General features: G+C 68.9%; 28 protein-coding genes and 1 riboswitch. Of the genes, 20 read left to right on the top strand and 8 right to left on the bottom strand.

Features of this window, described 5'->3' with window-relative positions:
* Positions 1-18: 18 nt before the first annotated feature.
* Positions 19-690, bottom strand: a complete 672-nt coding sequence (locus tag AB5S05_RS15580) for an OmpW/AlkL family protein (RefSeq protein WP_369288434.1) — start codon at positions 688-690, stop codon at positions 19-21.
* A gap of 191 nt (positions 691-881) precedes the next feature.
* Between AB5S05_RS15580 and AB5S05_RS15575 the strand changes: the two genes are divergently transcribed.
* From AB5S05_RS15575 to AB5S05_RS15550, 6 genes are read left to right on the top strand one after another with little or no spacing between them, the layout of a single operon-like run.
* Entirely contained in the window at positions 882-1,652 is a 771-nt protein-coding gene (locus AB5S05_RS15575) for a DUF3450 domain-containing protein (protein ID WP_369288433.1), read from the top strand.
* A complete protein-coding gene (locus AB5S05_RS15570; protein WP_369288432.1) occupies positions 1,649-2,998 on the top strand; it encodes a MotA/TolQ/ExbB proton channel family protein in 1,350 nt (449 codons plus the stop codon). The genes AB5S05_RS15575 and AB5S05_RS15570 overlap by 4 nt, the downstream gene beginning before the upstream one ends.
* A gap of 55 nt (positions 2,999-3,053) precedes the next feature.
* A complete protein-coding gene (locus AB5S05_RS15565; protein ID WP_369288465.1) occupies positions 3,054-3,539 on the top strand; it encodes a MotA/TolQ/ExbB proton channel family protein in 486 nt (161 codons plus the stop codon).
* A gap of 10 nt (positions 3,540-3,549) precedes the next feature.
* A complete protein-coding gene (locus AB5S05_RS15560; RefSeq protein ID WP_369288431.1) occupies positions 3,550-3,960 on the top strand; it encodes an ExbD/TolR family protein in 411 nt (136 codons plus the stop codon).
* Entirely contained in the window at positions 3,960-4,643 is a 684-nt protein-coding gene (locus tag AB5S05_RS15555) for an energy transducer TonB (protein ID WP_369288430.1), read from the top strand. Before AB5S05_RS15560 ends, AB5S05_RS15555 begins: the two co-directional genes overlap by 1 nt.
* A 1-nt stretch (position 4,644) precedes the next feature.
* Positions 4,645-5,742, top strand: a complete 1,098-nt coding sequence (locus tag AB5S05_RS15550) for a tetratricopeptide repeat protein (RefSeq protein ID WP_369288429.1) — start codon at positions 4,645-4,647, stop codon at positions 5,740-5,742.
* A 64-nt stretch (positions 5,743-5,806) separates the two neighbouring features.
* Here the strand turns inward: AB5S05_RS15550 and AB5S05_RS15545 are convergent, their stop codons facing one another.
* The 4 genes from AB5S05_RS15545 to AB5S05_RS15530 all read right to left on the bottom strand — a co-directional run bounded on the left by AB5S05_RS15545 (position 5,807) and on the right by AB5S05_RS15530 (position 8,950).
* Positions 5,807-6,328 carry a DUF3299 domain-containing protein gene (locus AB5S05_RS15545; protein WP_369288428.1) on the bottom strand — a complete coding sequence of 174 codons (522 nt, stop codon included), beginning with the start codon at positions 6,326-6,328 and terminating at the stop codon, positions 5,807-5,809.
* Positions 6,329-6,336: 8 nt separating this feature from the next.
* Positions 6,337-7,599: an ABC transporter permease gene (locus AB5S05_RS15540; protein WP_369288427.1), complete on the bottom strand. Its 1,263-nt coding sequence runs from the start codon at positions 7,597-7,599 to the stop codon at positions 6,337-6,339.
* A 1-nt stretch (position 7,600) separates the two neighbouring features.
* Positions 7,601-8,308 (bottom strand): ABC transporter ATP-binding protein, encoded by a 708-nt coding sequence (locus AB5S05_RS15535; protein ID WP_369288464.1) that lies wholly within the window; start codon positions 8,306-8,308, stop codon positions 7,601-7,603.
* Between the two features lie 75 nt (positions 8,309-8,383).
* Positions 8,384-8,950 carry a DUF2796 domain-containing protein gene (locus AB5S05_RS15530; RefSeq protein WP_369288426.1) on the bottom strand — a complete coding sequence of 189 codons (567 nt, stop codon included), beginning with the start codon at positions 8,948-8,950 and terminating at the stop codon, positions 8,384-8,386.
* 129 nt (positions 8,951-9,079) lie between these two features.
* Between AB5S05_RS15530 and AB5S05_RS15525 the strand changes: the two genes are divergently transcribed.
* A complete protein-coding gene (locus AB5S05_RS15525; protein ID WP_369288425.1) occupies positions 9,080-9,439 on the top strand; it encodes a hypothetical protein in 360 nt (119 codons plus the stop codon).
* 10 nt (positions 9,440-9,449) lie between these two features.
* On the opposite strand, the gene trxA is transcribed toward AB5S05_RS15525, so the two are convergent.
* The 3 genes from trxA to AB5S05_RS15510 form a co-directional block, all read right to left on the bottom strand.
* On the bottom strand, positions 9,450-10,322 hold the full coding sequence (trxA, locus tag AB5S05_RS15520) for a thioredoxin (RefSeq protein ID WP_369288424.1): 873 nt from the start codon (positions 10,320-10,322) through the stop codon (positions 9,450-9,452).
* A 70-nt stretch (positions 10,323-10,392) separates the two neighbouring features.
* Positions 10,393-11,049 (bottom strand): class I SAM-dependent methyltransferase, encoded by a 657-nt coding sequence (locus AB5S05_RS15515; protein WP_369288423.1) that lies wholly within the window; start codon positions 11,047-11,049, stop codon positions 10,393-10,395.
* Entirely contained in the window at positions 11,046-11,489 is a 444-nt protein-coding gene (locus AB5S05_RS15510) for a hypothetical protein (RefSeq protein WP_369288422.1), read from the bottom strand. Before AB5S05_RS15510 ends, AB5S05_RS15515 begins: the two co-directional genes overlap by 4 nt.
* A 131-nt stretch (positions 11,490-11,620) precedes the next feature.
* Here AB5S05_RS15510 and nrdR point away from each other — a divergent pair, with 131 nt between their 5' ends.
* From nrdR to AB5S05_RS15445, 13 genes are all read left to right on the top strand, one after another.
* On the top strand, positions 11,621-12,085 hold the full coding sequence (gene nrdR / locus AB5S05_RS15505; RefSeq protein ID WP_369288421.1) for a transcriptional regulator NrdR: 465 nt from the start codon (positions 11,621-11,623) through the stop codon (positions 12,083-12,085).
* The gene (ribD, locus tag AB5S05_RS15500) at positions 12,085-13,194 is read left to right on the top strand and encodes a bifunctional diaminohydroxyphosphoribosylaminopyrimidine deaminase/5-amino-6-(5-phosphoribosylamino)uracil reductase RibD (protein WP_369288420.1); all 1,110 of its coding nucleotides are present in this window, start codon (positions 12,085-12,087) and stop codon (positions 13,192-13,194) included. Before nrdR ends, ribD begins: the two co-directional genes overlap by 1 nt.
* 133 nt (positions 13,195-13,327) lie before the next feature.
* A riboswitch (FMN riboswitch) is annotated at positions 13,328-13,490 on the top strand.
* Positions 13,491-13,615: 125 nt separating this feature from the next.
* Positions 13,616-14,278, top strand: a complete 663-nt coding sequence (locus AB5S05_RS15495; protein WP_369288419.1) for a riboflavin synthase — start codon at positions 13,616-13,618, stop codon at positions 14,276-14,278.
* Between the two features lie 12 nt (positions 14,279-14,290).
* A complete protein-coding gene (gene ribBA, locus AB5S05_RS15490; RefSeq protein WP_369288418.1) occupies positions 14,291-15,385 on the top strand; it encodes a bifunctional 3,4-dihydroxy-2-butanone-4-phosphate synthase/GTP cyclohydrolase II in 1,095 nt (364 codons plus the stop codon).
* A gap of 133 nt (positions 15,386-15,518) precedes the next feature.
* A complete protein-coding gene (gene ribH, locus AB5S05_RS15485; protein WP_271349001.1) occupies positions 15,519-15,995 on the top strand; it encodes a 6,7-dimethyl-8-ribityllumazine synthase in 477 nt (158 codons plus the stop codon).
* The gene (gene nusB / locus AB5S05_RS15480; protein WP_438943585.1) at positions 15,992-16,489 is read left to right on the top strand and encodes a transcription antitermination factor NusB; all 498 of its coding nucleotides are present in this window, start codon (positions 15,992-15,994) and stop codon (positions 16,487-16,489) included. The genes ribH and nusB overlap by 4 nt, the downstream gene beginning before the upstream one ends.
* Before the next feature lie 16 nt (positions 16,490-16,505).
* Positions 16,506-17,474 carry a thiamine-phosphate kinase gene (gene thiL / locus AB5S05_RS15475; protein ID WP_369288417.1) on the top strand — a complete coding sequence of 323 codons (969 nt, stop codon included), beginning with the start codon at positions 16,506-16,508 and terminating at the stop codon, positions 17,472-17,474.
* Positions 17,467-17,979 carry a phosphatidylglycerophosphatase A family protein gene (locus AB5S05_RS15470; RefSeq protein WP_369288416.1) on the top strand — a complete coding sequence of 171 codons (513 nt, stop codon included), beginning with the start codon at positions 17,467-17,469 and terminating at the stop codon, positions 17,977-17,979. Before thiL ends, AB5S05_RS15470 begins: the two co-directional genes overlap by 8 nt.
* 19 nt (positions 17,980-17,998) lie before the next feature.
* Entirely contained in the window at positions 17,999-18,727 is a 729-nt protein-coding gene (locus AB5S05_RS15465) for a substrate-binding periplasmic protein (protein WP_369288415.1), read from the top strand.
* Between the two features lie 53 nt (positions 18,728-18,780).
* A complete protein-coding gene (locus AB5S05_RS15460) occupies positions 18,781-19,395 on the top strand; it encodes a retropepsin-like aspartic protease family protein (protein WP_438943584.1) in 615 nt (204 codons plus the stop codon).
* 119 nt (positions 19,396-19,514) lie between these two features.
* Positions 19,515-20,135 (top strand): GTP cyclohydrolase II, encoded by a 621-nt coding sequence (ribA, locus tag AB5S05_RS15455; RefSeq protein ID WP_369288414.1) that lies wholly within the window; start codon positions 19,515-19,517, stop codon positions 20,133-20,135.
* On the top strand, positions 20,132-20,551 hold the full coding sequence (locus AB5S05_RS15450) for an MFS transporter (protein ID WP_369288413.1): 420 nt from the start codon (positions 20,132-20,134) through the stop codon (positions 20,549-20,551). The genes ribA and AB5S05_RS15450 overlap by 4 nt, the downstream gene beginning before the upstream one ends.
* On the top strand, positions 20,548-21,360 hold the full coding sequence (locus AB5S05_RS15445; RefSeq protein WP_369288412.1) for a cobalamin-binding protein: 813 nt from the start codon (positions 20,548-20,550) through the stop codon (positions 21,358-21,360). The genes AB5S05_RS15450 and AB5S05_RS15445 overlap by 4 nt, the downstream gene beginning before the upstream one ends.

The raw sequence follows: 21,360 nt of genomic DNA, 5'->3' as shown, positions 1-21,360 counted from the left end.
CATGAGTGCGGGTTGGGCCTAGAACTTGTAGCCCAGGCCGACCATATAGACCCAGGGATCGACGTCCACGTCCACCTTGACCTTGCCGACGCCAGCCAGGTCGACGCTGGCCTCGGTGTCGATGTCCAGGTACCAGATGCTGGCATTGAGCAGCAGATTATCGCTCAGTGCATAGTCCATCCCCGCTTCCAGTCCCAAGCCCCAGGAGTCGTCAAGCTCCAGGTTGCTGAAGCCCTGGCCTTCGCGCTGGCTGGTCAGATCCTCGTCGAAGAACAGGGTGTAGTTCAGCCCGGCGCCGACATAGGGCTGCAGGCGCGAAGACGCATCCAGCGGGAAGTATTGCAAGGTCAGAGTCGGTGGCAGGTGCTTGATATCGGCCAGCTTGCCGTCCAGCGCGCCCAGGCCTTTCACGCCGACGCTGTGTTTGAAAGGAGTTGCTGCCAGCAGGCCAACACCAAGGTGCTCGCTGAGCATGTAGGTGGCGGTCAGGCCCAGCTGGGTGTCGCTGTCCAGAGTGGCCTTGGTACCGCCTACCTTGGTGCCAGCGATTGACAGGTTGGAGCTGTCCTCGTTCGGCGCCACGGTGGCGGCACCGGCGCGCAGGATCACATCGCCGGCCTGGTAAGCCTGGGCGAGGGGGGCGGCCAATGCGGTGGCCAGGAGGGAAAGGGCGAGCAGGGACTTGCGCATGGGACACTCCAGTGAAATCAGTGGTGATGTTGGCTGTCGGCAATGTTAGGCAGCTAAGAGAACCCGGTTTTGACCCAGCTCAATAAAACCCCCATGACGGGTGCGGCCTTTTGCCCGTTGCCTTTGTCATGTCTCGTAGATGATAATGTTTCTCTTTCGTAGCTAGGCCCGTCGCTAAGGACCTCTCCCGCATGAATCCGTTTTCCCTTGCCGGCCTGGCTGCCGCCCTGTTGCTCGCGGCCGGGCCAGTGCTGGCCGCCCCGCTGGATGCCGCCCTGGACGAGAGCCAGCGCCTGTCCGCCGACGCCCAGGCCTCGCAGGCGCGCATCGAGCAGCTCGACGATGCCAGCCGGACGATGCTCGCCGAGTACCGCAATGCCGTGCAGCAGGCCGAGGCCCTGAAGGACTATAACGCCCAGCTGCGCGAGCTGGTGGCCACCCAGCGCGACGAGCTGGCCGGCTACCAGGCACAGCTGGATGGCATCGAACGGACCCAGCAGGCGGTGACTCCGCAGATGCGGCGGATGGTCGAAGTACTTGGCGAGTTCATCGCCGCCGACCTGCCGTTTCTGCCGGAGGAGCGCGCCGATCGCCTGGCCCAGTTGCAGGACCTGCTGCCGCGGGCCGATGTCAGCCTGGCGGAAAAGTACCGGCGGATTCTCGAGGCCTATCAGGTCGAGAGCGATTATGGGCGCACCCTGGAAGCCTGGCGCGGCGAACTGGCAGATGGCGAGGGCGCGCGCAGCGTCCAGTTCCTGCGTCTGGGGCGCACCATGCTCTACTACCAGACCCTCGACGGCCACCAGAGCGGCTGGTGGAATCCGACCGCGCGTCGCTGGCAGTTGCTCGACGGCAGCGCACGCCGGCCGTTGCACCAGGCCATCGCCATCGCCCGCCAGGAGCAGGCGCCGGCGCTGCTCGAACTGCCGGTACGAACAATGGCCAAGGAGGCCGCCCAGTGAAGCGTCAACTGCTCAGCGCCCTGCTGCTTGGCCTGCTGTCGGCGACTGCCGGCGCCGCCGAATCCTTGACCCCTGATCAGCTGCTGCAGCGCATTCGCGACGACCGGGCCGCCGAAGTCAGCGCCATGCAGGTGCGCGAACAGGCCTTCGTCGCCGAGCGCGGCGAGCGTGCGCAACTGCTGGCCGGCGCCCGCGCCGCCCTGGCGGTGCAGCAGGCCGAGGCCGAGCGCCTGAAGGCCGAGTTCGACCGCCAGGAGCGTGCGCTGGCCGAGCAGGAACAGCTGCTCTCCCAGCGCGTCGGCCACCTCGGCGAGCTGTTCGGCGTGGTCCGCCAGAGCGCCGGCGACGTCGCCGGACAATGGCAGGACAGCCTGCTCAATGCGCAGTACCCCGAACGCCTGCGGCGGCTCAAGGCCCTGGCCGAGAGCCGCAGCCTGCCGTCGGCCGAAGACCTCGACGGCTACTGGATGCTGCTGCTCGAGGACCTGACCGCCAGTGGCCGGGTCGAGCGCCTGGAACTGCCGGTGGTGGCGGCCGACGGCAGCCGCGCCACCCGCCCGGTGCTGCGCGTCGGGGCCTTCTCGGCCTTCGCCGACGATGCCTTCCTGCACTACGACGCCGATGCCGGCGAGCTGCTGGCGCCGCCGCGGCAGCCGGCCGGACTCGGCCTGGTGGGCGACTACCAGCAGGCTTCGGAGGCGCTGGCGGTGCTGCCCGTCGACCCCAGTCGCGGCGCCTTGCTGGCCCAGTTGCAGCGCCAGCCGAGCCTGTGGGATCGCCTGCAGCAGGGCGGCCTGGTCGGCTGGCTGATCATCGCCCTGGGCGTGCTGGGGCTGCTCCTGGCGGTCTGGCGGATGGTTCAGCTGAGCCGCGTCGCTCGCGGGGTGGACGCGCAGATGCACGACCTCGGCGCGCCGCGCGACGACAACCCGCTGGGCCGGGTGATCGGCGTGCTCGGGCCGCAGCCGCAGCTGTCCGATCTGGAAACCCTGGAGCTCAAGCTCGACGAGGCCATCCTGCAGGAGGCACCGCCGCTGGAGAAGGGCCTCGGCCTGCTCAAGCTGCTGGCTGCAGTGGCGCCACTGCTCGGCCTGCTGGGCACGGTGACCGGCATGATCGTCACCTTCCAGGCCATCACCCAGGGCGGCGGCGGCGATTCGCGACTGATGGCCGAGGGCATCTCCCAGGCCCTGGTGACCACGGTGCTGGGCCTGGTGGCGGCGATTCCGCTGCTGTTCCTGCACAGCCTGCTGGCCAGCCGCAGCAAGCGCCTGATCCAGCTGCTCGAGCAGCAGAGCGCCGGCCTGATTGCCCTGCACCTGTCGGGAGCGCCGCGGCGTGACTGACTGGCTCGACCTGTGGCTGCGGCTGCTCGACAGCAGCCACGCGCTGTTCGACTTCATGGCGGCCGGCGGCGTGGTGATGTGGGCGCTGGGCGGGCTCTGCGTGCTGTTCTGGACCCTGGTGTTCGAGCGCATCTGGTACGTGCGGCGGGTCTTCCCGCAGTGGGGGCGCGAACGCCGGCGGGCCTGGCGCCAGCTTCTCGCCGAAGAGCCGGGCAGCTGGCAGCGGGCGGTGCGCAGCGCCTGGCTGGCGCAGGCGCGCCAGCAGCTGGTCGGGCCGCTGCGCCTGAGCAAGACCCTGGTGGCGCTGTATCCGCTGCTGGGGCTGCTCGGCACGGTCAGCGGCATGGTCGCGGTATTCGACGTGCTCGCCCTGAATGGCACAGGCAACCCGCGGGGCATGGCCGCCGGCGTCTGGCAGGCGACCCTGCCGACCCTGGCCGGCATGGTCCTGGCGATTAGTGGATTGTTCAGCCTGGCGCGTCTCGAACGCGATGCGCGCCGGGCCCTCGAGCGGCTGGCCGACCAGCTGCGTCACGACTGAGACTGCAAACATGCGTATGCGCCGTCACCACCAGCAGGATGAAGACACCGGTATCGACCTGACGCCGATGCTCGACGTGGTCTTCATCATGCTGATCTTCTTCATCGTCACCAGCTCCTTCATCAAGGAAGCCGGTGTCGAAGTGCAGCGCCCCCAGGCGCAGACCGCCAGCCCTCAGGACAAGGGCAACATCCTCATCGCCATCACCGCCGATGGCCAGGTGTGGATGGACAAGAAGGTGGTCGACGTGCGCAGCGTGCGCGCCCAGGTCGAGCGCCTGCGCGTCGACCAGCCCGATGGCGCCGTGGTGGTCCAGGCCGACCAGGATGCGCGTACCGGCCTGGTGGTCCAGGTGATGGACCAGGCCCGCCTGGCCGGCGTGCAGGACGTCGCCCTGGCGGCCTCCACGGGAGCCCTCTGATGCGTCTGTCCCTGGCCTTTCTCGGCGCCTGCCTGATGGCCGTGGCGCTGTTCGGCCTGATGCTCTACATGGTCGCGCCGCCGCGCAGCCAGCCGTCGGACAAGCCGCTGACGGTGGCCAACTTCGTTCGCCTCGACGCCGACTCGAGCAGCAGCGCCAGCCGCAGTCGCCAGCAGGCTCCGCAACAGCCGCAGGCGCAGGCCCCGCAGCCGCCGACGCCGGTCGCCATGCCGACGGCCGCGCCCAGCGCCAGCCTGCCGGCCCTGGACCTGCCACTGCCGAGTCTGGCCAGCGCGGTCGGCGTCAGCGCCGCGCCGACGCCCAGCCTGGCCGGCCTGAGCGCCGCTGCCGCGCCGCCCGGCGCGCCGACGCCAAGCGAGGCGAGCGGCCCGGCCGGCGGCGCGCAAAGCGAGGTGATGCCGCTCAACGACGTCAGCCCCGAGTACCCGCGCTACGCCCTGCAGCGTGGCATCGAGGGGCACGTCAAGCTGGCCTTCACCATCAACCGGTCCGGCGCCGTGGAGAACATCCGGGTGCTGGAGGCCAAGCCGAGCAATGTGTTCGAGCGCGAGGCACGCCGCGCTGCGGTGCGCTGGCGCTTCGCCCCGCGCAGCGAGAACGGCCTGGCGGTGGCGCGCGAGGCGGTCAAGACCCTGTATTTCCGTCTTGAGGGGGGAGGTTGAGATGACGCGTCTGATGCTGGTCCTGGCGCTGTGCATGGCGGGTGCCGTGCAGGCGGCCGGACAGTCCGTGGAGCCGGCGGTGTTCCGCGCGCTCAACAGTGCGCAAAGCGCCCAGCAGCAGGGCGACTATGCGGCCGCGCGGCGTGCGCTGGATGCGGTCCAGGCCGTGCCCGGCAGTCTCGAACAGGCGCTGCTGTGGCGCAGTCGCGGCTATCTGGCCTGGGCCGAGGGGCACAATGCCAAGGCCATCGACTGGCTCGAGCAGGCGGTCGCCAGCGGCCAGCTGGACGCCGAGCTGGTCGCCAACGAGCAGCTCAACCTGGCCCGCCTCAACCTGCTAGAGCGCCGCTATGCCCGGGTCGTGGCCCTGCTGGCGCCGCAGCAGGCCAGCGCCGACGAGGAGCGCCTGCAGATGCTGGTGCAGGCCTACCAGGGGCTGGGGCAGCCGGCCCGGGCCTTGCCGCTCGCCGAGCGCTATGTCCGCGCCCAGCCGCAGGCGGCCGACAGCTGGCTACAATTCCTGGTGGCGGTGAACGCCGATCTCAAGCGCTACCCGGTCGCGGAACGCTGGCAGCGCCAGCTGCTCGCCCGCCAGCCGGATCGCACCCAGGGCTGGCGTCAGCTGGCCGTCCTGCAGCAACTGGGCGGCGACCACGGCAAGGCCCTGGCTACCCTGCGCGCCGCCTACCGCAAGGGCCTGCGCTTCAACGCGAGGGAGCTGGACAACCTGGTGCTGCTCGCCGGCGGCGCGCGCCAGCCGTGGCAAGGCGCCAAGCTGCTCGCCGGGATGCTCGAGCAGGGCCTACTGCCGCGCACCGCGGCCCGCGACGAGCGCCTCGGCCAGCTCTGGTGGCAGGCCCGCGAGCGTGCGCAGGCGGCGGCCATCTTCCGCGAACTGGCGGGGCGTAGCGGGCGTGCCCAGCACTGGCTCAATCTGGCCCAGCTGGAGCTGGAGCAGGCTCATTGGCAGGCCGGCCTGCAGGCGCTGGCCAAGGCCGAGCGCGCCGGCGCCGAGCGGCGTCGGGTGCGTGCCTGGCGCCAGTGGGCCGAGAGTGAACTGGATGCCGAGCGGGACAAGCGCCTGGCCAGCGCCGGCTGAGCGCTTGCGGGAACGAAAAAAGCCAGGCCCTGGAGCCTGGCTTTTTTTCGTTTCGCTGTCGGGCTCAGCCGTCCGACAATTCGTAGGCGTAGATCTTGTCCGCGCGCATCTGGTAGCCGGCCTCGGCCAGTTCGCTGCTGCTGGGGGCAACCCGCAGCGCGCCTTCGATCCAGAACGGCTGGTACAGGGCGTCGAGCAGCACGCCCAGCTCGGCGCTGACGTGGACGATCTGGTTCGACGGTGGTGGCGGCACATGGATGCAGGCGCCGAAGTAGGGCACCAGCAGGAACTCAATGACCCGGCCTTCGTCGGTCACGTCCAGCGGCACTATGTAGCCGGGCAACTTGACCTGCTGGCCGTCCAGTGCCTCGACCACGGGGGCGGCCGGCGACTGCTGGGTGGCCGCCGGCGCAGACTCGGCGAGGGCATCGGCCAGCTGCGACAGATCATGGATCGGCGTCGGCTCGACCGGTTGCGGCGGCGCATCGGCCGGGATCATCTGCGCCCAGGTCAGCTCGCGCACCTCGGTGGCTGACAACGGCAGTGCCAGGACGAGCAACAGGGCGGCGAGCAGGGGACGAAACATGCGCAACCTCATAGGCGAATGGACAGGCCGTCGGCCAGCGACTGGCGGTAGGCGCGCCAGGCCGGCACGCCACCCATCAGCAGGGCCGCCGCGAGAATAGCGCCGAGCAGCGTCCACTCATAGGCCGTCGGCAGCTTCAGCGGCAGATACAGGCCATAGTGTGCCTGCACATGACCCTGGGCGGCGGCGATACCCAGGTACAGCAGGGCCAAGCCGAGAGCGGCGCCGGCCAGGGCCAGGGCCAGGGCCTCCAGCACCAGCAGACTGGCGATGTGCCAGGGCCGTGCGCCGACCGAGCGCAAAATCGCCATCTCCCGGCGGCGCTCGTTGAGGCTGGTGAGGATGGCCGTGAGCATGCCGATCAGGCCGGTCAGCACGACGAACAGCGAGACCACCAGCAGAGCCTTTTCCGCGGTGCCCATCAGGCTCCACAGCTCCTGCAGGGCCACACCGGGGAGGATCGCCAGCAGCGGCTCGCTGCGGTACTGGTTGACCTCGCGCTGCACGGCGAAGGTGGCGATCTTGCTCTTCAGCCCCAGCAGCATGGCGGTGATGGCCCGGGGATGTAGATCCAGCGAGCGTGCCTGTTCGGCCGAGACCTTGCCGGCGCCGCGTGCCGGCATGCCGCTGCGCCAGTCGACGTGCAGCGCCTCCATGCCGGCCAGGGAGATGTGCAGGGTACGGTCCACCGGGGTGCCGGTGCGCTTGAGGATGCCGGCCACGCGGAAGGGCTTGTCGTCGTGCCGGGTCAGGCTCACCGCGCTGACCCCGTGGGCCAGCACGATCTGCTCGCCGAGGCGGTAGCCGAGCGCCGCGGCCACCTCGGCGCCGAGCACCACCTCGAACAGGTCGGCGAACGGCTTGCCCTGGGCCAGCTGCAGGGTCTGGCCGCGACCGTAGCGGTAGTGCGCGAAGTAGCCGGCGTCGGTGCCCATCACCCGGTAGCCGCGGTGCGAGTCGCCCAGGGAGATGGGGATCGCCCATTTGACCTGAGGGTGGGCGGCCAGGTGCTCGAAGCTGTCCCAGCGGATGTTGTTGGTGGCGTTGCCGATGCGGAACACCGAGTACAGCAGCAGGTTCAGCGAGCCGGAGCGGGCGCCGACGATCAGGTCGGTGCCGCTGATGGTGCTGGCGAAGCTGGCCCGCGCCTCGCTGCGCACACGCTCGACCGCCAGCAGCAGGCAGACCGAGAGGGCGATGGCGAAGACCGTGAGCAGGGCGGTGAAGCGGCGGTTGGCCAGGCTGGCCAGGGCGATGCGCAACAGGTGCATATCAAACCTCCTGCGGGCGCGCGGCGCGGTTGAGCTCGGCCAGCGACAGGCTGCGATCGAACAGCGGCGCCAGGCTCTGGTCGTGGCTGACGAACAGCAGGCTGGCGCCGGCCTCGCGGCATTCGGCGAACAGCAGCTGGAGGAAGGCCTTGCGAGCGTCGGCATCCAGCGCCGAGGTCGGTTCGTCGGCGATCACCAGCTCGGGCTGGCCGATCAGCGCCCGGGCGGCGGCCACCCGCTGCTGCTGGCCGATCGACAGTGAGTCGGCGCGGCGCTCCAGCAGTTCCGACTTCAGGCCCAGGTGGGCGAGCAGGGCCGCGGCGGCGGCATCGATGCTGCCGTGGCGCTGGCTGGCGCGGCGGGCGCGACTGTTCGAGAAGCGGCAGGGCAGCTCGACGTTCTCGCGCACCGAGAGAAACGGCAGCAGGTTGAACTGCTGGAAGATGTAGCCGGTGTGGTCGACCCGGAAACGGTCGCGGGCGCCGGCCGACAGCGTGCCCAGGTCCTGGCCGAGCAGGCGCACGCTGCCGCGCCCGGGGCGCTGCACGCCGCCGAGTAGGCCGAGCAGGGTGGTCTTGCCGCTGCCGCTGGGACCCTTGAGGAACAGGCTTTCGCCGCGCTGCAGGGTGAAGGCGGGAATATCCAGCAATTCGGCCTGGCCGGGCCAGGCGAAGCCGAGGTCGGAGAGTTCGATCAATGGGGGGAACATGGTCTGCCTGGCAGGTGCGGGGGCCGACAGCATAAAGGCTTCTCCCGCTGCTGTCGGCGGCCTTGTGGATGGGCGTCAGAAACTCAGGCGTGGCTGCTCCGGCGTCAGCTCGGCGCCTTGCTGGCCGCTGTGACCGATCAGCTGCACGGCGACCTGACGGAGGGCCGGAAAGCGCGCGAACAGCGGGCTCAGGTCCAGCGCCTGCAGGGCCTGGGGGTGCTCGCAGCGCAGTTGGTAGCTGGCGTCGATGTAGCTGTGCGGGTGGTCGTGCTCCGCATTGCCGAACAGCGGGCTTTCCAGGGCGCTCTCGGTCAGGCGGCAGTCGGCGGCCGCGGCCAGGTCGAACAGCTGCGACGGCTGCTCCAGCAATGCCCGGGCGGCGTCGAGGCGGGCCTGGTCGGCGGCGTTGCCAGGAGCGTGCTCGAAGCCGACCAGGTTCATCGCCGGGCTCTCCAGGCGGATTTCCAGGGTGCTGCCGTCCAGCGCGACATCCAGGCTGGCGACGCCATGTTCGTGCTTGCCGAGGCTGGCGTGCGCTTCTTGATGCTCATGCTCATGCTCATGCTCATGGGATTCGATTTGGGCCTGGGCGGCAGCCAGGGGGAGCAGGGCGAGGGACAGGGCGAGCAGGGTGCGGCGCATGAGAAGTCTCCGGTCAGGTTCGATTTTGTTGGTTATGTTATAACAAATTGACTCGAGGCCTGGCCAGCGGCGTTTGGCGAGTGCGGGCCGGCGTGGCAGCATGGCCTGGTTTCTGACGAGGGGATGGCGATGCTGCGAATCAAGGGGCGGATCGGCGACTGGCCGGTGGACCTGACGCTGGAGCTGGATGCCGAGGATTGGGTCCAGGTAGCTGCGCAACTGGTGGCCCAGCTGCCGCCGCGCGAGGAAGCCGACGCCACGACGCAGGCGCCAGTGGCCGTGCAGGGCGATGCGTTATGGCAGAGCTGTCTGCAGCTGCTGCGCCAGGCCGGGCGGATCGAGGGGCCGCAACTGCTGGCGCAGCTGGTCGGGTTGGCCGGCGGCGAGGCAGCCGGCAAGCGCCTGCTGGTGCGCCTGCGCCACTGCCCGCAGGTGCGGGTGGAGGCCGGCGAGGACGCGCCGGTCTATCACTGGACGGGCACGAGCTAGCCGCAGGCGCTCAGTAGATCGCCTGGTACAGCTTGCGCCGGTAGGCGGTGACCAGCGGGTGCTCGTTGCCGAGCAGGTCGAACACCTGCAGCAGGGTCTTGTGCGGCAGCCCGTCGGCATAGTTGCGGTTGCGCACGAACAGCTTGAGCAGGCCGTCCAGGGCCGGCTCGTACTGCTGGCGGGCCAGTTGCTGGATCGCCAGCTGGTGGGCCGCCTCGTCGTCCTCGGGGTTCTGCGCCAGGCGGGTCTTCAGCTCGGCGATCTCCGGCAGGTCGACGACCTGGCGCAAGAAGGTCAACTGGGCGCGGGCGCCGGCCAGGGCCTGCTTGTGTTCATCGCCCTTGACCGCGTCGAGGATGGTTTCGGCTTCGCCCAGCTCGCCGCGCTCGGCCAGGCAGCGGGCATAGAGAATCAATGCGGCGGCGTTTTCGCTGTCTTCGCCGAGCAGCTGCTTGAGCAGCGCTTCGGCCTCGCCGATGCGGCCCTCGGCGAACAGCTCCTGGGCGCTTTGCAGCAGGTCGGCCTCGGGGGCTGGGGGCTCGGCGACATGTGGCTTGAGCATCTCGCGGATTGCCGACTCCGGTTGGGCGCCGGCGAAACCGTCGACCGGCTGGCCGTCCTTGAACAGCACCACGGTGGGCAGGCTGCGGATGCCGAAGCGGGCGACTATGTCCTGTTCGGCGTCGCAGTCGACCTTGGCCAGTAGCAACTCGCCCTGGTAACTCTCGGCGATCTGCGCCAGCAAGGGCATCAGCGCCTTGCACGGCGCGCACCACTCGGCCCAGAAGTCCACCAGTACCGGCTTGTGGAAGGAGTTCTGGATCACCAGTTGCTCGAAGTTGGCGGCGCCGGATACGTCAAAGATATAGGGGGTGTCGCTCATGGTCGGTCTCGCTGGGCGAAAGTGCTAAGCACTATAGATGTGGGCGCATCCTTGCAGAATCAAGGCGGCGTCAGGGGCGTTGTGCGTGGTAGAGGCTGACGTGGCGGAACTCGGCCGGCTCGGCCAGGTCCGGCCAGGTGCAGGCCTCCATCAGGTCCAGGCGCTGATACAGCGGGTGCTGGAAGTCGCGCACCCGTGAGTCGGCGACCAGGGCCTGGCGGCCGCGGCTGAGAAATTGGTCGAGCAGCGGCAGGTTGGCGCGGTCGTAGAGCACGTCGGCGACGATGATCAGGTCGAAACGGTCCTGCTCCTGGAAGAAGTCCGTCGAGTAGCTCAGCTCGACGCCATTCAGCGCGGCATTCGCCCGGCAGGCCTCGAGGGCCAGCGGGTCGAGGTCGCAGGCCACCACTTCGGCGGCGCCGGCCTTGGCCGCGGCGATCGCCGCCACGCCGGAGCCGGCGCCGAAATCCAGCACGCGCTTGCCGCGCACCCAGTCCGGCCGCTCGGCCAGCCAGCGCGCCAGGACCAGGCCGCTGGCCCAGCAGAAACACCAGTACGGCGGTTCCTCGAGGATGCGCCGGGTCTCCTCGGGGCTGAAGGCGCGGTCCATGTTCGCCGCATCGATCAGCCACAGTCGCAGGTCGGTGCCGGGCAAAGTCGCGGCGCCCAGGCGGGCATCGCCGAGCAGTTGGTTGAGGGCGGCTTGCAGTTGTGCGGGGGCATTCATCGCATGGGCACCAGGCGCAGTTCGCCGACGTTCTGGTCGGCAGCGTGGGGAATGGTCAGCGGTGGCAGGCGCAGGATCAGGCGCCCGGCCAGGTGGGCGCGGCCGCGCAACTCGACACGGATGCCACGGGCGAAGTCGCGCGGATTGAAGATCAGCTGGAACGCCTGGGGTTCGCCGTTGCCATGGAACTGCAGGATGCCGAGCATGTCCCGTGGCAGGCCGCGCTCGTCGATCACCAGCAGGGCCAGTTCCACCTCGGCCCCCTCGGGGGCACCGTGCAGGAGGCCGCTGAGCGCGTGCCAGTCGGCCGGCTTCACCTCGGCCGCTGGCGGCGCGACAGGCGCGGGTTCGGCTGATGGCGCGGGGGGCGTGGGCGCCTGGCCGCCGCAGGCCGAGAGCAGGCCGACCAGGGCGAGCGGTGCAAGCGAGCGCAGCAGCATGGGAATGTCCATCGAAACAGGTGTCAGCAAGAGTAGTAGGGCGGGCGTCTGTATACCGCAAAGCCCTCGGCTTGTCTTGCCTTGGGGATGCGCTACCATGGCGCTTTTCCGTCCAAGGCGATTGCCCTCCTATGCACTGCCCCTTCTGCGCCGCCAACGATACCAAGGTCATCGACTCGCGCCTGGTCGCCGAGGGCGAGCAGGTGCGCCGCCGCCGCGAATGCCTGGCCTGCGGCGAGCGTTTCACCACCTTCGAGACCGCCGAACTGGTGATGCCGCGCCTGATCAAGCAGGACGGCAGCCGCCAGCCGTTCGACGAGGACAAGCTGCGCGCCGGCATGCAGCGCGCCCTGGAGAAGCGCCCGGTGAGTATCGAGCGCCTGGAGGCGGCCATCGCCCACATCAAGCACAAGCTGCGTGCCACCGGCGAGCGCGAGATCAAGTCGCTGGTACTCGGCGAGCTGGTCATGGGCGAGCTGCAGAAGCTCGATGAAGTGGCCTACATCCGTTTCGCCTCGGTCTATCGGCGCTTTCAGGACCTCAACGAGTTCCGCGAGGAAATCGATCGGCTGTCCCGCGAGCCGGCGAAAGAGTGATGGGCGCCAGCGATCACGGCTTCATGGCCCTGGCTCTGGAACTGGCGCGCAAGGGCCTGTATTCCACCCACCCCAACCCGCGGGTCGGCTGCGTCATAGTCGCTGACGGACAGGTCGTCGGCGAGGGCTGGCACCTGCGCGCCGGCGAGCCGCACGCCGAGGTGCACGCGCTGCGCCAGGCCGGCGAACGGGCCCGCGGTGCCACCGCCTATGTGACCCTGGAGCCCTGCAGTCATCACGGGCGCACGCCGCCCTGTGCCGATGCGCTGATCGCCGCCGGCGTCGCCCGGGTGGTCGCGGCCATGCAGGACCCCAATCCGCAGGTCGCCGGCACGGGCCTGGCGCGCCTGGCCGAGGCCGGCATCGCGGTGCACAGCGGCGTGCTCGAGGCCGAGGCGCGCGCGCTCAATGCCGGTTTCGTCAAGCGCATGGAGCAGGGCCTGCCGCTGGTGCGGGTCAAGCTGGCGATGAGCCTGGACGGGCGCACCGCCATGGCCAGCGGCGAGAGCCAGTGGATCACCGGGCCGGCCGCGCGCAGCGCGGTGCAGCGCCTGCGCGCCCGCTCCAGTGTGGTCCTGAGCGGCGCCGATACGCTGTTGGCCGACGCAGCCCGGTTGACCGTGCGCGGCGAGGAACTGGGCCTGGATGCCGAACTGACCGATCTGGCCGTTGCCCGGCCGCCGTTGCGGGTGCTGGTCGACGGCCGCCTGCGGGTACCGCTCGATGCGCCCTTCTTCCAGGCTGGATCGACTCTGGTGGCAAGCTGCGCCGGTGAGCAGGGCGAGCGATACCGGGCCGGCGGCCATGAGTTGCTGGCGTTGCCGGGCGAGGGCGGCCATGTCGATTTGCGCCGGCTGCTGGTGGAGCTGGCGGCGCGCGGGGCCAATGAGGTGCTGGTCGAGGCCGGCCCGCGCCTGGCCGGGGCCTTCGCCGAGCAGGGCCTGGTCGACGAGTACCAGTTGTTCGTCGCGCCCAAGCTGCTCGGCTCCAGCGCCCGGCCGCTGCTGGAGCTGCCGCTGGCGCGGATGGCCGAGGCCAAGGCGCTGAAGATAGTCGAGGTGCGGGCGGTCGGCGACGACTGGCGGATCATCGCGGTGCCGGTCGAGTAGGGCGGGGGCCGCTTCGAGCATTTCGCCGCGACGCCGGCATTGGCGGATACGACGGCACCGGCACGACTTGTCGCGCGGCCATGCAGCGACGCGACAAATATGGTAAAACGCAACGCGGTCACGCAGGTGGCCACAACGTTCTCAGGGCGGGGTGTGATTCCCCACCGGCGGTAATGGCGCCACGCGTCTAGCCCGCGAGCGCTTGCCGAGGGCCCTTCAGTGGCGCATCGGCAGGGTCAGCAGACCCGGTGCGATTCCGGGGCCGACGGTATAGTCCGGATAAAGAGAGAGCGGGATTCCCTCCTCGGGCACCCATTGTGTGGCCGTGAAATCCCTATCGATCGGCACTGCCCTGTTTTGACCAAAACAGGAGTTCGTCCATGCTGTTCTGCATCACCTTCAGCCGCGCACCGGAGGACCCATGTTCACCGGCATAATCGAATCCATCGGCAGCATCCGGGCGATGACGCCCAAGGGTGGCGACGTGCGCGTGTACGTGGCTACCGGCAAGCTCGACCTCGGCGACGTCAAGCTAGGCGACAGCATCGCGGTCAACGGCGTGTGCCTGACCGCGGTGGAGCTGCCCGGCGACGGCTTCTGGGCCGACGTCAGCCGCGAGACCCTGGCGCGAACCGCCTTCATCGACCTCAAGCCCGGCAGCCGGGTCAACCTGGAGAAGGCCCTGACCCCGACCAGCCGCCTCGGCGGGCATCTGGTCAGCGGCCATGTCGACGGTGTCGGCGAAGTGGTCTCGCGCGAGGACAACGCCCGCGCAGTGCAATTCAAGATCCGCGCGCCGCGTGAACTGGCCAAGTACATCGCCCACAAGGGTTCGATCACCGTCGACGGCACCAGCCTGACGGTCAACGCGGTGGACGGCGCCGAGTTCGAGCTGACCATAGTGCCGCACACCCTGGCCGAGACCATCATGGTCGACTACCGCCCCGGGCGCCGGGTCAATCTCGAGGTCGACCTGCTGGCGCGCTACCTGGAGCGCCTGCTGCTCGGCGACAAGGCCGCCGAACCCAAGGCGTCGGGCCTGACCGAAGGCTTTCTGGCCGAACACGGCTATCTGAAGAATTAAGGAACCGCTTGCATGGCACTCAATAGCATCGAAGAGCTGATCGAAGACATCCGCGCCGGCAAGATGGTCATCCTCATGGATGACGAGGACCGCGAGAACGAGGGCGACCTGATCATCGCCTCCGAATGCGTCACCGCCGAGCACATCAACTTCATGGCTAGATTTGCCAGAGGATTGATCTGCATGCCGATGACCCGCGAACGCTGCGAGCTGCTCAAGCTGCCGCTGATGGCGCCGCGCAACGGCTCCGGCTTCGGCACCAAGTTCACCGTCTCCATCGAGGCCGCCGAAGGCGTCACCACCGGCATCTCCGCCGCCGACCGCGCGCGCACCGTACAGGCGGCCGCGGCGAAGAACGCCAAGGCCGACGACATCGTCAGCCCCGGCCACATCTTCCCGCTGATGGCCCAGCCCGGCGGCGTGCTGGCCCGCGCCGGCCACACCGAGGCGGCCTGCGACCTGGCGCGCATGGGCGGTTTCGAGCCGAGCGGGGTGATCTGCGAAATCATGAACGACGACGGCACCATGGCCCGCCGTCCCGAGCTGGAAGAGTTCGCCGCCGAGCACGGCATCAAGATCGGCACCATCGCCGACCTGATCCACTACCGGCTGATCCACGAGCGCACCGTCGAGCGGGTCAGCGAGACCCTGCTGGACACCGAGCTGGGCCAGTTCAACCTGGTCAACTACCGCGATGCGGTGGAAGGCGACGTGCACATGGCCCTGACCCTGGGCAGCATCTGCGCCGAACAGCCGACCCTGGTGCGGGTGCACAACATGGACCCGCTGCGCGACCTGTTCATGGTCAAGCAGGAAGGGCGCTGGAGCCTGCGCGCGGCCATGGCCGAGGTGGCCAAGGCCGGCAGCGGCGTGGTGCTGCTGCTGGGCAATCCGCTGACCGGGCCGGACCTGCTGGCCCATCTGGAGCGTCAGCTCGGCCATGAGCAGAAGGCGGTCAACCCGACTACCTACAGCACGGTCGGTGCCGGTTCGCAGATTCTCCGCGATCTCGGCGTGCGCAAGATGCGCCTGATGAGTTCGCCGATGAAGTTCAACGCGATATCCGGCTTCGATCTGGAAGTTGTAGAATACCTGCCCTCCGAATAACGCGGCCGCCGGCCGTGACCTCAAGCCGACTCCCCCGGGAGTCGGTGGCGCACGGCGCCGGGAGCGGGACCATTATCTGTTTCGGGGTGCCCAGCGGGCGCCCCGGCTCTTTAAACACTGTGAGATTTCGTTTATGACCCTGAAGACCATCGAAGGTACTTTCATCGCTCCCAAGGGCCGTTTCGCCCTGGTGGTCGGCCGCTTCAATAGCTTCGTCGTCGAGAGCCTGGTAAGCGGCGCCGTCGACGCCCTGGTGCGCCACGGTGTGAGCGAGAGCGAGATCACCATCATCCGCGCGCCGGGTGCCTTCGAGATCCCGCTGGTGGCGCAGAAGGTCGCCCAGCGCGGTGACTTCGACGCCATCATCGCCCTCGGTGCGGTGATCCGCGGCGGCACCCCGCACTTCGAATACGTCGCCGGCGAATGCACCAAGGGCCTGGCCCAGGTGTCCATGGAGTTCGGCGTGCCGGTCGCCTTCGGCGTGCTGACCGTCGACTCCATCGAGCAGGCCATCGAGCGCTCCGGCACCAAGGCCGGCAACAAGGGCGCCGAAGCGGCCCTCTCGGCCCTGGAAATGGTCAGCCTGCTGGCGCAGTTGGAGGCCAAGTGAGCCAGAACGACAGCAACGGCCAGAAGCCGCAGCCGGCCAAGGGGCCGAAAGCACCCAGCGGCAAGATTCTCGCGCGCCGCCAGGCGCGCTCCCTGGCCATGCAGGCGCTGTACTCCTGGCACATGGCCGGGCAGGCGCTGAACGAGATCGAAGCGCAGTTCCGCGTCGATAACGACTTCAGCGCGGTCGACGGCGCCTATTTCCACGAGATCCTGCATGGCGTGCCGCGCCAGAAGAGCGAGATCGACGGCCTGTTCGAGCCCCTGCTCGATCGCCCGCTGGATGAAATCGACCCGGTCGAGCTGGCCATCCTGCGCCTGAGCACCTACGAGCTGAAGAACCGCATCGACGTGCCCTATCGCGTGGTGATCAACGAAGGCATCGAGCTGGCCAAGGTGTTCGGCGCCACCGACGGGCACAAGTTCGTCAACGGCGTGCTGGACAAGTTGGCACCGCGCCTGCGGGCCGACGAAGTCCGCGCCAACAAGCGCTGAGACGGGCGCCCCGGCCTTGGGTGAGTTCGAGCTGATCCGTCGCTACTTCGCCGCCGCGTCCTGTGCGCGGGCGGGCGAAGGCGTGGCCCTGGGCATCGGCGACGACTGCGCGCTGCTGGCGCTGCCGCCGGGCGAGCAGCTGGCGGTGTCCACCGACACCCTGGTCGCCGGGGTGCATTTCCCCGAGGCCTGCGAGTCCTTCCTGCTGGCGCAGCGCGCCCTGGGCGTGGCGGTCAGCGATCTGGCGGCGATGGGCGCCACGCCCATCGGCTTCACCCTGGCCCTGACTATCCCCAGCGCCGATCCGGCCTGGCTGCAAGGCTTAGCCGCAGGCCTGGACCGCATGGCTCAGGCCTGTGGCGTGCGCCTGATCGGTGGCGACACCTCGCGCGGCCCCCTGTGCCTGACCCTCACCGTGTTCGGCCGGATCCCGGCCGGCCAGGCCCTGACCCGCAGCGGTGCCAGGGCCGGCGAGCTGCTCTGTGTCGGCGGCTATCCGGGCGAGGCGGCGGGCGCCTTGCCGCTGGTGCTGGGCCAGCGCCAGGCCGCCGCCGAGATCGCCGAGCCGTTGCTGGCGCGTTATTGGGCGCCGCAGCCGCAGCTGGACCTCGGTCAGGCCCTGCGTGGCAAGGCCACGGCGGCGCTGGACGTGTCCGACGGCCTGCTGGCCGACTGCGGCCATATCGCCAAGGCGTCGGGCGTGGCCTTGCTGGTCGAGCAGGCGCGCCTGCCCCTGTCGCCGGCCCTGGTGGCCTTGGTCGGCGAAACGATGGCGCGCGACTGCGCCCTGAGCGGTGGCGATGACTACCTGCTGGCGTTCACCCTGCCGGCCGAGCACCTGGCTGATCTGCAGGCTCAGGGCTGGCCGATCCATGTGATCGGCCGGGTCGAGGCCGGCCAGGGCGTGCAGCTGCTGGATAAACAGGGCCGTCCTGTCACGCCGCCGGTGCGCGGCTACGAGCATTTCCGGAGTGACGGTGACTGAAGCCCCCCGCGTGCCGCCATCGGTATGGCGCAATCCCTGGCATTTCCTCGCCTTCGGCTTCGGCGCCGGCACCCTGGCGAAGGCGCCGGGCACCTGGGGGTCGCTGGTGGCCCTGCCGTTCGTGCCGCTGTGGCAGCTGCTGCCGGGCTGGGGCTATTGGCTGATGCTCGGTGTCACCCTGCTGTTCGGCTTCTGGCTGTGCGGCAAGGTCGCTCGCGACCTGGGCGTGCATGACCATGAAGGGATCGTCTGGGACGAGATGGTCGGCATGTGGATCACCCTCTGGCTGGTGCCGGAGGGCTGGGTCTGGTTGCTGCTAGGCTTCCTGCTGTTCCGCCTGTTCGACATCCTCAAGCCCTGGCCGATTGGCTGGGTCGACAGGCATGTGCACGGCGGCGTCGGCATCATGCTCGACGACGTGCTCGCCGGGGTGTGTGCCTGGCTGGCCCTGCAGCTGCTGGTGTGGGGCTGGGCCAATGGCCTGGCGACAGGATTGGGCGTCTAGCGCAACCGGAGGTACTGGCATGCGAGGCTGGTGGCTGGTGATATTGCTGGGGGTGCTTGGAGCCGCCGGGGCTCGGGCCGAGTCGAGCCTGCCCGCGCAGATCCGTCTGGCCAGTGAGGTCTGGGAGGGCCACACCCAGGCCGATGGCCGCGGTCTGGCCTGGGACATCCTGCGTCAGGTGTTCGAGCCGGAAGGTGTCCAGCTGGTGATTCAAAGTGTGCCCTACACCCGCTCGATCGGTCTGGTGCAGCGGGGCGAGGCCGATGCCTGGGTCGGCTCCTACCGCAATGAGGTCGACCAGGGCGTGTTCTACCCGCGCAGGCATTACGACACCGACCAGATCAGTGCCCTGGGGCGGGTCGAGCAGCCGCGGCCGCGTCTGGAAGAACTGGGCGAATTTCGCCTGGTGTGGATGCGCGGCTACGCCTACCAGCGCTATCTGCCGAACCTGCAGCGCTATCAGGAGGTCCAGCGTCGCAGTGGCATCCTGGGCATGCTCGAGCGGGGTAATGCGGATTTCTATATCGATGCCCGTACCGAGGTCGAGGAGGTGCTCGCCGGCGCCGCCGATCCGGCGCGTTACCGGATCACCGACCTGACTCACTTGCCGTTGTACCTGGGCTTTGCCGACAACCCGCGCGGCCATGCGCTGGCCGAACTCTACGATAGGCGCATGGGGCGGCTGATCGAGCGCGGCAGTCTGCGTCCGCTGTTCATCCGCTGGAAACAGCCCTATCCCTTCGACTGACCAGGAGTACATGTCGTTTGATTCGAAGTCTGATCGTTGTAATTGGTGTCTTGATGCTGGCAGCGGCCGGTTCGATCCGGGCGGCGTCGCAGGTGCAGGTGGTTGGCCTGTTTCCCGGTGCCGCGGTGATCAACGTCGATGGCCAGCGCAAGCTGGTCAAGGTCGGACAGACCGGGCCGGGCGGCGTGGTGGTGGTCAGCGCCGACAGCCGCGGCGCGGTGCTGCGGGTCGATGGCGTCGAGCGCGCCTTTGGCCTCAGTCGTGAATACAGCGAAGGTTTCGCCGAGCCGAGCAAGCGCCGCCTGAGTATCGCCAAGGGCCTTGGCGGTCATTACTGGGTGGCCGGTTCGATTGACGGCCATCCGGTGCAGTTCCTGGTCGACACCGGCGCCACCTCGGTGGCCCTCAACGAAGGCCAGGCCCGGCGCTTGGGCATCGACTTCCGGGTGGTCGGCCGACCGCTGCAGGTCAGCACCGCCAGCGGTACTGCGCGCGGCTGGCGGGTCAGCCTCGACCGCGTCAAGGTTGGCAGCCTGGAGGTGTTGGGGGTCGAGGCGGTGGTGCTCGAAGGCGGCTCGCCGAGCGAAGTGCTGCTGGGCATGAGCTTTCTCAACCGGGTCGGCTGGAAGGTCGAGCAGGACGTGCTGGTGCTGGAGTCGAAGCTGTAAACGCGCGGCGAGTCGCAGGCAGTCGATGGTTATCATCGGCAATTCAGGCTGACCGGCCGGTGAGGCCTGCTGTTACAATGCCGTCCTTGTATTTCCGATCTTATTTTTAGGAGCATCCGGTGCCTGTCGTGTTCGTCGCCGCCTCCCAGCTGCCTACGCCGTTTGGCGTGTTTACCATGCACGGCTTCCTCGAAGAGGCCACCGGCAAGGAACACGTTGCCCTGACCTTTGGCGATGTCGCCGACGGCAAACCGGTGCTGGGGCGCCTGCATTCCGAATGCCTGACCGGCGATGCCTTGTTCAGCCTGCGCTGTGACTGCGGCTTTCAGCTCGAAGCCGCGCTGCGGGCAATCGCCGCCGAGGGCCGTGGCGTGCTTCTCTACCTGCGCCAGGAGGGTCGTGGCATCGGCCTGCTGAACAAGATCCGCGCCTATGAGCTGCAGGATGGTGGCGCCGATACCGTGGAGGCCAATGAGCGTCTGGGCTTCGGTGCCGACCAGCGTGACTACGCTATCTGCCGGCCGATGCTCGAGCACCTGGGCATCAAGGAACTCAAGCTGATGACCAACAACCCCCGCAAGGTCAAGGCGCTGGGCGACATGGGCATCAACGTGGCGGCCCGCGTGCCGCTGCAGATCGACCACAACCCGCACAACAAGAAGTACCTGGCGACCAAGGCCGGCAAGCTCGGGCACATGCTCGGCAGCCTGCACCAGGGCGAGGTCGAGGAAAGCCTGTGACCCGCGGCGAGGTGCGCCGCCGCCTGGCGCTGGCCTGGTGGCGTCAGCTGGGCCTGACCCTGGCGCCGCTGTTGCTGCTCAACCTGCTGTTCGGTGCCGACCAGCAACTGGGCGTGCTGGCCATGCCCCTGTTCATCGCCGGTCTGGCGTCGTTGTTCGTCAGTCTGCCGCTGTTCCATGCCTACAAGCGCGAGTTGATCGCCACCGAGAAGGCGCTGGACAGCCCGCAGGAACCGGCCGCCTGGCTGGCTCTGGCCCATCGCCGGCGCCTGGCCTTTCTCGGTGCCGGCCTGCCAGCCTGGATCGCCGCTTTGGCGGTCTTCGCCGGGCTGGAGGCCATCCCCCTGATGCTCCTGGCGCTGGCCAGCGTGGTGCTGCTCTACCTCTACCGCATACCCCGCCAGCTCGGCCAATGATCCGCCTGCTCGCCTGTCTGCTCGCCTTGCTGGCCTGGCCCGGCCTGGCCAGCAAGGCGCAGGCGGTCGAGCGCCTGGTGAGCCTGGCACCTTCGCTCAGCGAGATCGTCCTGGAGTTGGAAGCGGCCGACCTGCTGGTCGGAATGCTCGACGGCGGCGAGCGCCCGCCGGCCTTGGCCGAAGTGCCTTCGGTGGGCCGCTACGGCCAGCTGGAAATGGAAAGCCTGCTCAGGCTGCAGCCCGACCTGGTGCTGCTCTGGCCGGACAGCATTGGCCCGGCCCAGCGCCAGCAGCTGCTCGACTTCGGTATCCCTTTGCTGATCGTCGAGCCCCGCGACCTGGCGACTCTGGCCGAGCAGTTCGCCGAGATCGGCAGGCGCATCGGGCGCGCCGAGCAGGGCCGGCAATTGCGCCAGCGCTTCGGTACGCGTCTGCACGGGCTCGCCACGCGCTATCGGCGCGAACGGCCGTTGCGGGTGTTCTACCAGATCTGGGACAAGCCGCTGTACACCATCGGCGGCCGCCAGATCATCAGCGATGCCCTGCGCGTCTGCGGCGCCGAGAACGTATTCGCCGACCTCAGCCTGCCGGCACCCCAGGTCAGCATCGAGGCGGTGTTGCAGCGCGACCCCGAGGTGATACTCGCAGGCTCGGGCGCCCAGCTGGATATCTGGAAGCACTGGCCCGACCTGGCGGCGGTGCGCCTCGATCAGCTGTGGGCGGTGCCGGACAAGGGCCTGGAGCGCCCCAGCTTCCAGATGCTGGATGCCACCGAGCAACTCTGCGAACGGTTGGCCGCAGCGCAGTAG

This window comes from Pseudomonas zhanjiangensis (assembly GCF_041027545.1).
Lineage (GTDB): Bacteria > Pseudomonadota > Gammaproteobacteria > Pseudomonadales > Pseudomonadaceae > Aquipseudomonas > Aquipseudomonas zhanjiangensis.
Note: the sequence above shows the minus strand (reverse complement) of the source record. Positions and strands in the feature narration are given on the sequence as shown.

What these genes read in the sequence shown, in the direction of transcription:
- AB5S05_RS15550 (WP_369288429.1), top strand. Translation starts at nt 4,645, where the DNA reads ATGACGCGTCTGATGCTGGTCCTGGCGCTGTGCATGGCGGGTGCCGTG.
- AB5S05_RS15465 (WP_369288415.1), top strand. Translation starts at nt 17,999, where the DNA reads ATGCGAGGCTGGTGGCTGGTGATATTGCTGGGGGTGCTTGGAGCCGCC.
- AB5S05_RS15530 (WP_369288426.1), bottom strand. Translation starts at nt 8,950, where the DNA reads ATGCGCCGCACCCTGCTCGCCCTGTCCCTCGCCCTGCTCCCCCTGGCT.
- AB5S05_RS15460 (WP_438943584.1), top strand. Translation starts at nt 18,781, where the DNA reads ATGCTGGCAGCGGCCGGTTCGATCCGGGCGGCGTCGCAGGTGCAGGTG.
- trxA (WP_369288424.1), bottom strand. Translation starts at nt 10,322, where the DNA reads ATGAGCGACACCCCCTATATCTTTGACGTATCCGGCGCCGCCAACTTC.
- AB5S05_RS15560 (WP_369288431.1), top strand. Translation starts at nt 3,550, where the DNA reads ATGCGTATGCGCCGTCACCACCAGCAGGATGAAGACACCGGTATCGAC.
- ribH (WP_271349001.1), top strand. Translation starts at nt 15,519, where the DNA reads ATGACCCTGAAGACCATCGAAGGTACTTTCATCGCTCCCAAGGGCCGT.
- nrdR (WP_369288421.1), top strand. Translation starts at nt 11,621, where the DNA reads ATGCACTGCCCCTTCTGCGCCGCCAACGATACCAAGGTCATCGACTCG.
- AB5S05_RS15540 (WP_369288427.1), bottom strand. Translation starts at nt 7,599, where the DNA reads ATGCACCTGTTGCGCATCGCCCTGGCCAGCCTGGCCAACCGCCGCTTC.
- AB5S05_RS15525 (WP_369288425.1), top strand. Translation starts at nt 9,080, where the DNA reads ATGCTGCGAATCAAGGGGCGGATCGGCGACTGGCCGGTGGACCTGACG.
- AB5S05_RS15495 (WP_369288419.1), top strand. Translation starts at nt 13,616, where the DNA reads ATGTTCACCGGCATAATCGAATCCATCGGCAGCATCCGGGCGATGACG.
- AB5S05_RS15555 (WP_369288430.1), top strand. Translation starts at nt 3,960, where the DNA reads ATGCGTCTGTCCCTGGCCTTTCTCGGCGCCTGCCTGATGGCCGTGGCG.
- AB5S05_RS15515 (WP_369288423.1), bottom strand. Translation starts at nt 11,049, where the DNA reads ATGAATGCCCCCGCACAACTGCAAGCCGCCCTCAACCAACTGCTCGGC.
- AB5S05_RS15510 (WP_369288422.1), bottom strand. Translation starts at nt 11,489, where the DNA reads ATGCTGCTGCGCTCGCTTGCACCGCTCGCCCTGGTCGGCCTGCTCTCG.
- ribD (WP_369288420.1), top strand. Translation starts at nt 12,085, where the DNA reads ATGGGCGCCAGCGATCACGGCTTCATGGCCCTGGCTCTGGAACTGGCG.
- AB5S05_RS15575 (WP_369288433.1), top strand. Translation starts at nt 882, where the DNA reads ATGAATCCGTTTTCCCTTGCCGGCCTGGCTGCCGCCCTGTTGCTCGCG.
- AB5S05_RS15565 (WP_369288465.1), top strand. Translation starts at nt 3,054, where the DNA reads ATGGCGGCCGGCGGCGTGGTGATGTGGGCGCTGGGCGGGCTCTGCGTG.
- AB5S05_RS15545 (WP_369288428.1), bottom strand. Translation starts at nt 6,328, where the DNA reads ATGTTTCGTCCCCTGCTCGCCGCCCTGTTGCTCGTCCTGGCACTGCCG.
- AB5S05_RS15445 (WP_369288412.1), top strand. Translation starts at nt 20,548, where the DNA reads ATGATCCGCCTGCTCGCCTGTCTGCTCGCCTTGCTGGCCTGGCCCGGC.
- AB5S05_RS15535 (WP_369288464.1), bottom strand. Translation starts at nt 8,308, where the DNA reads ATGTTCCCCCCATTGATCGAACTCTCCGACCTCGGCTTCGCCTGGCCC.
- AB5S05_RS15580 (WP_369288434.1), bottom strand. Translation starts at nt 690, where the DNA reads ATGCGCAAGTCCCTGCTCGCCCTTTCCCTCCTGGCCACCGCATTGGCC.
- ribBA (WP_369288418.1), top strand. Translation starts at nt 14,291, where the DNA reads ATGGCACTCAATAGCATCGAAGAGCTGATCGAAGACATCCGCGCCGGC.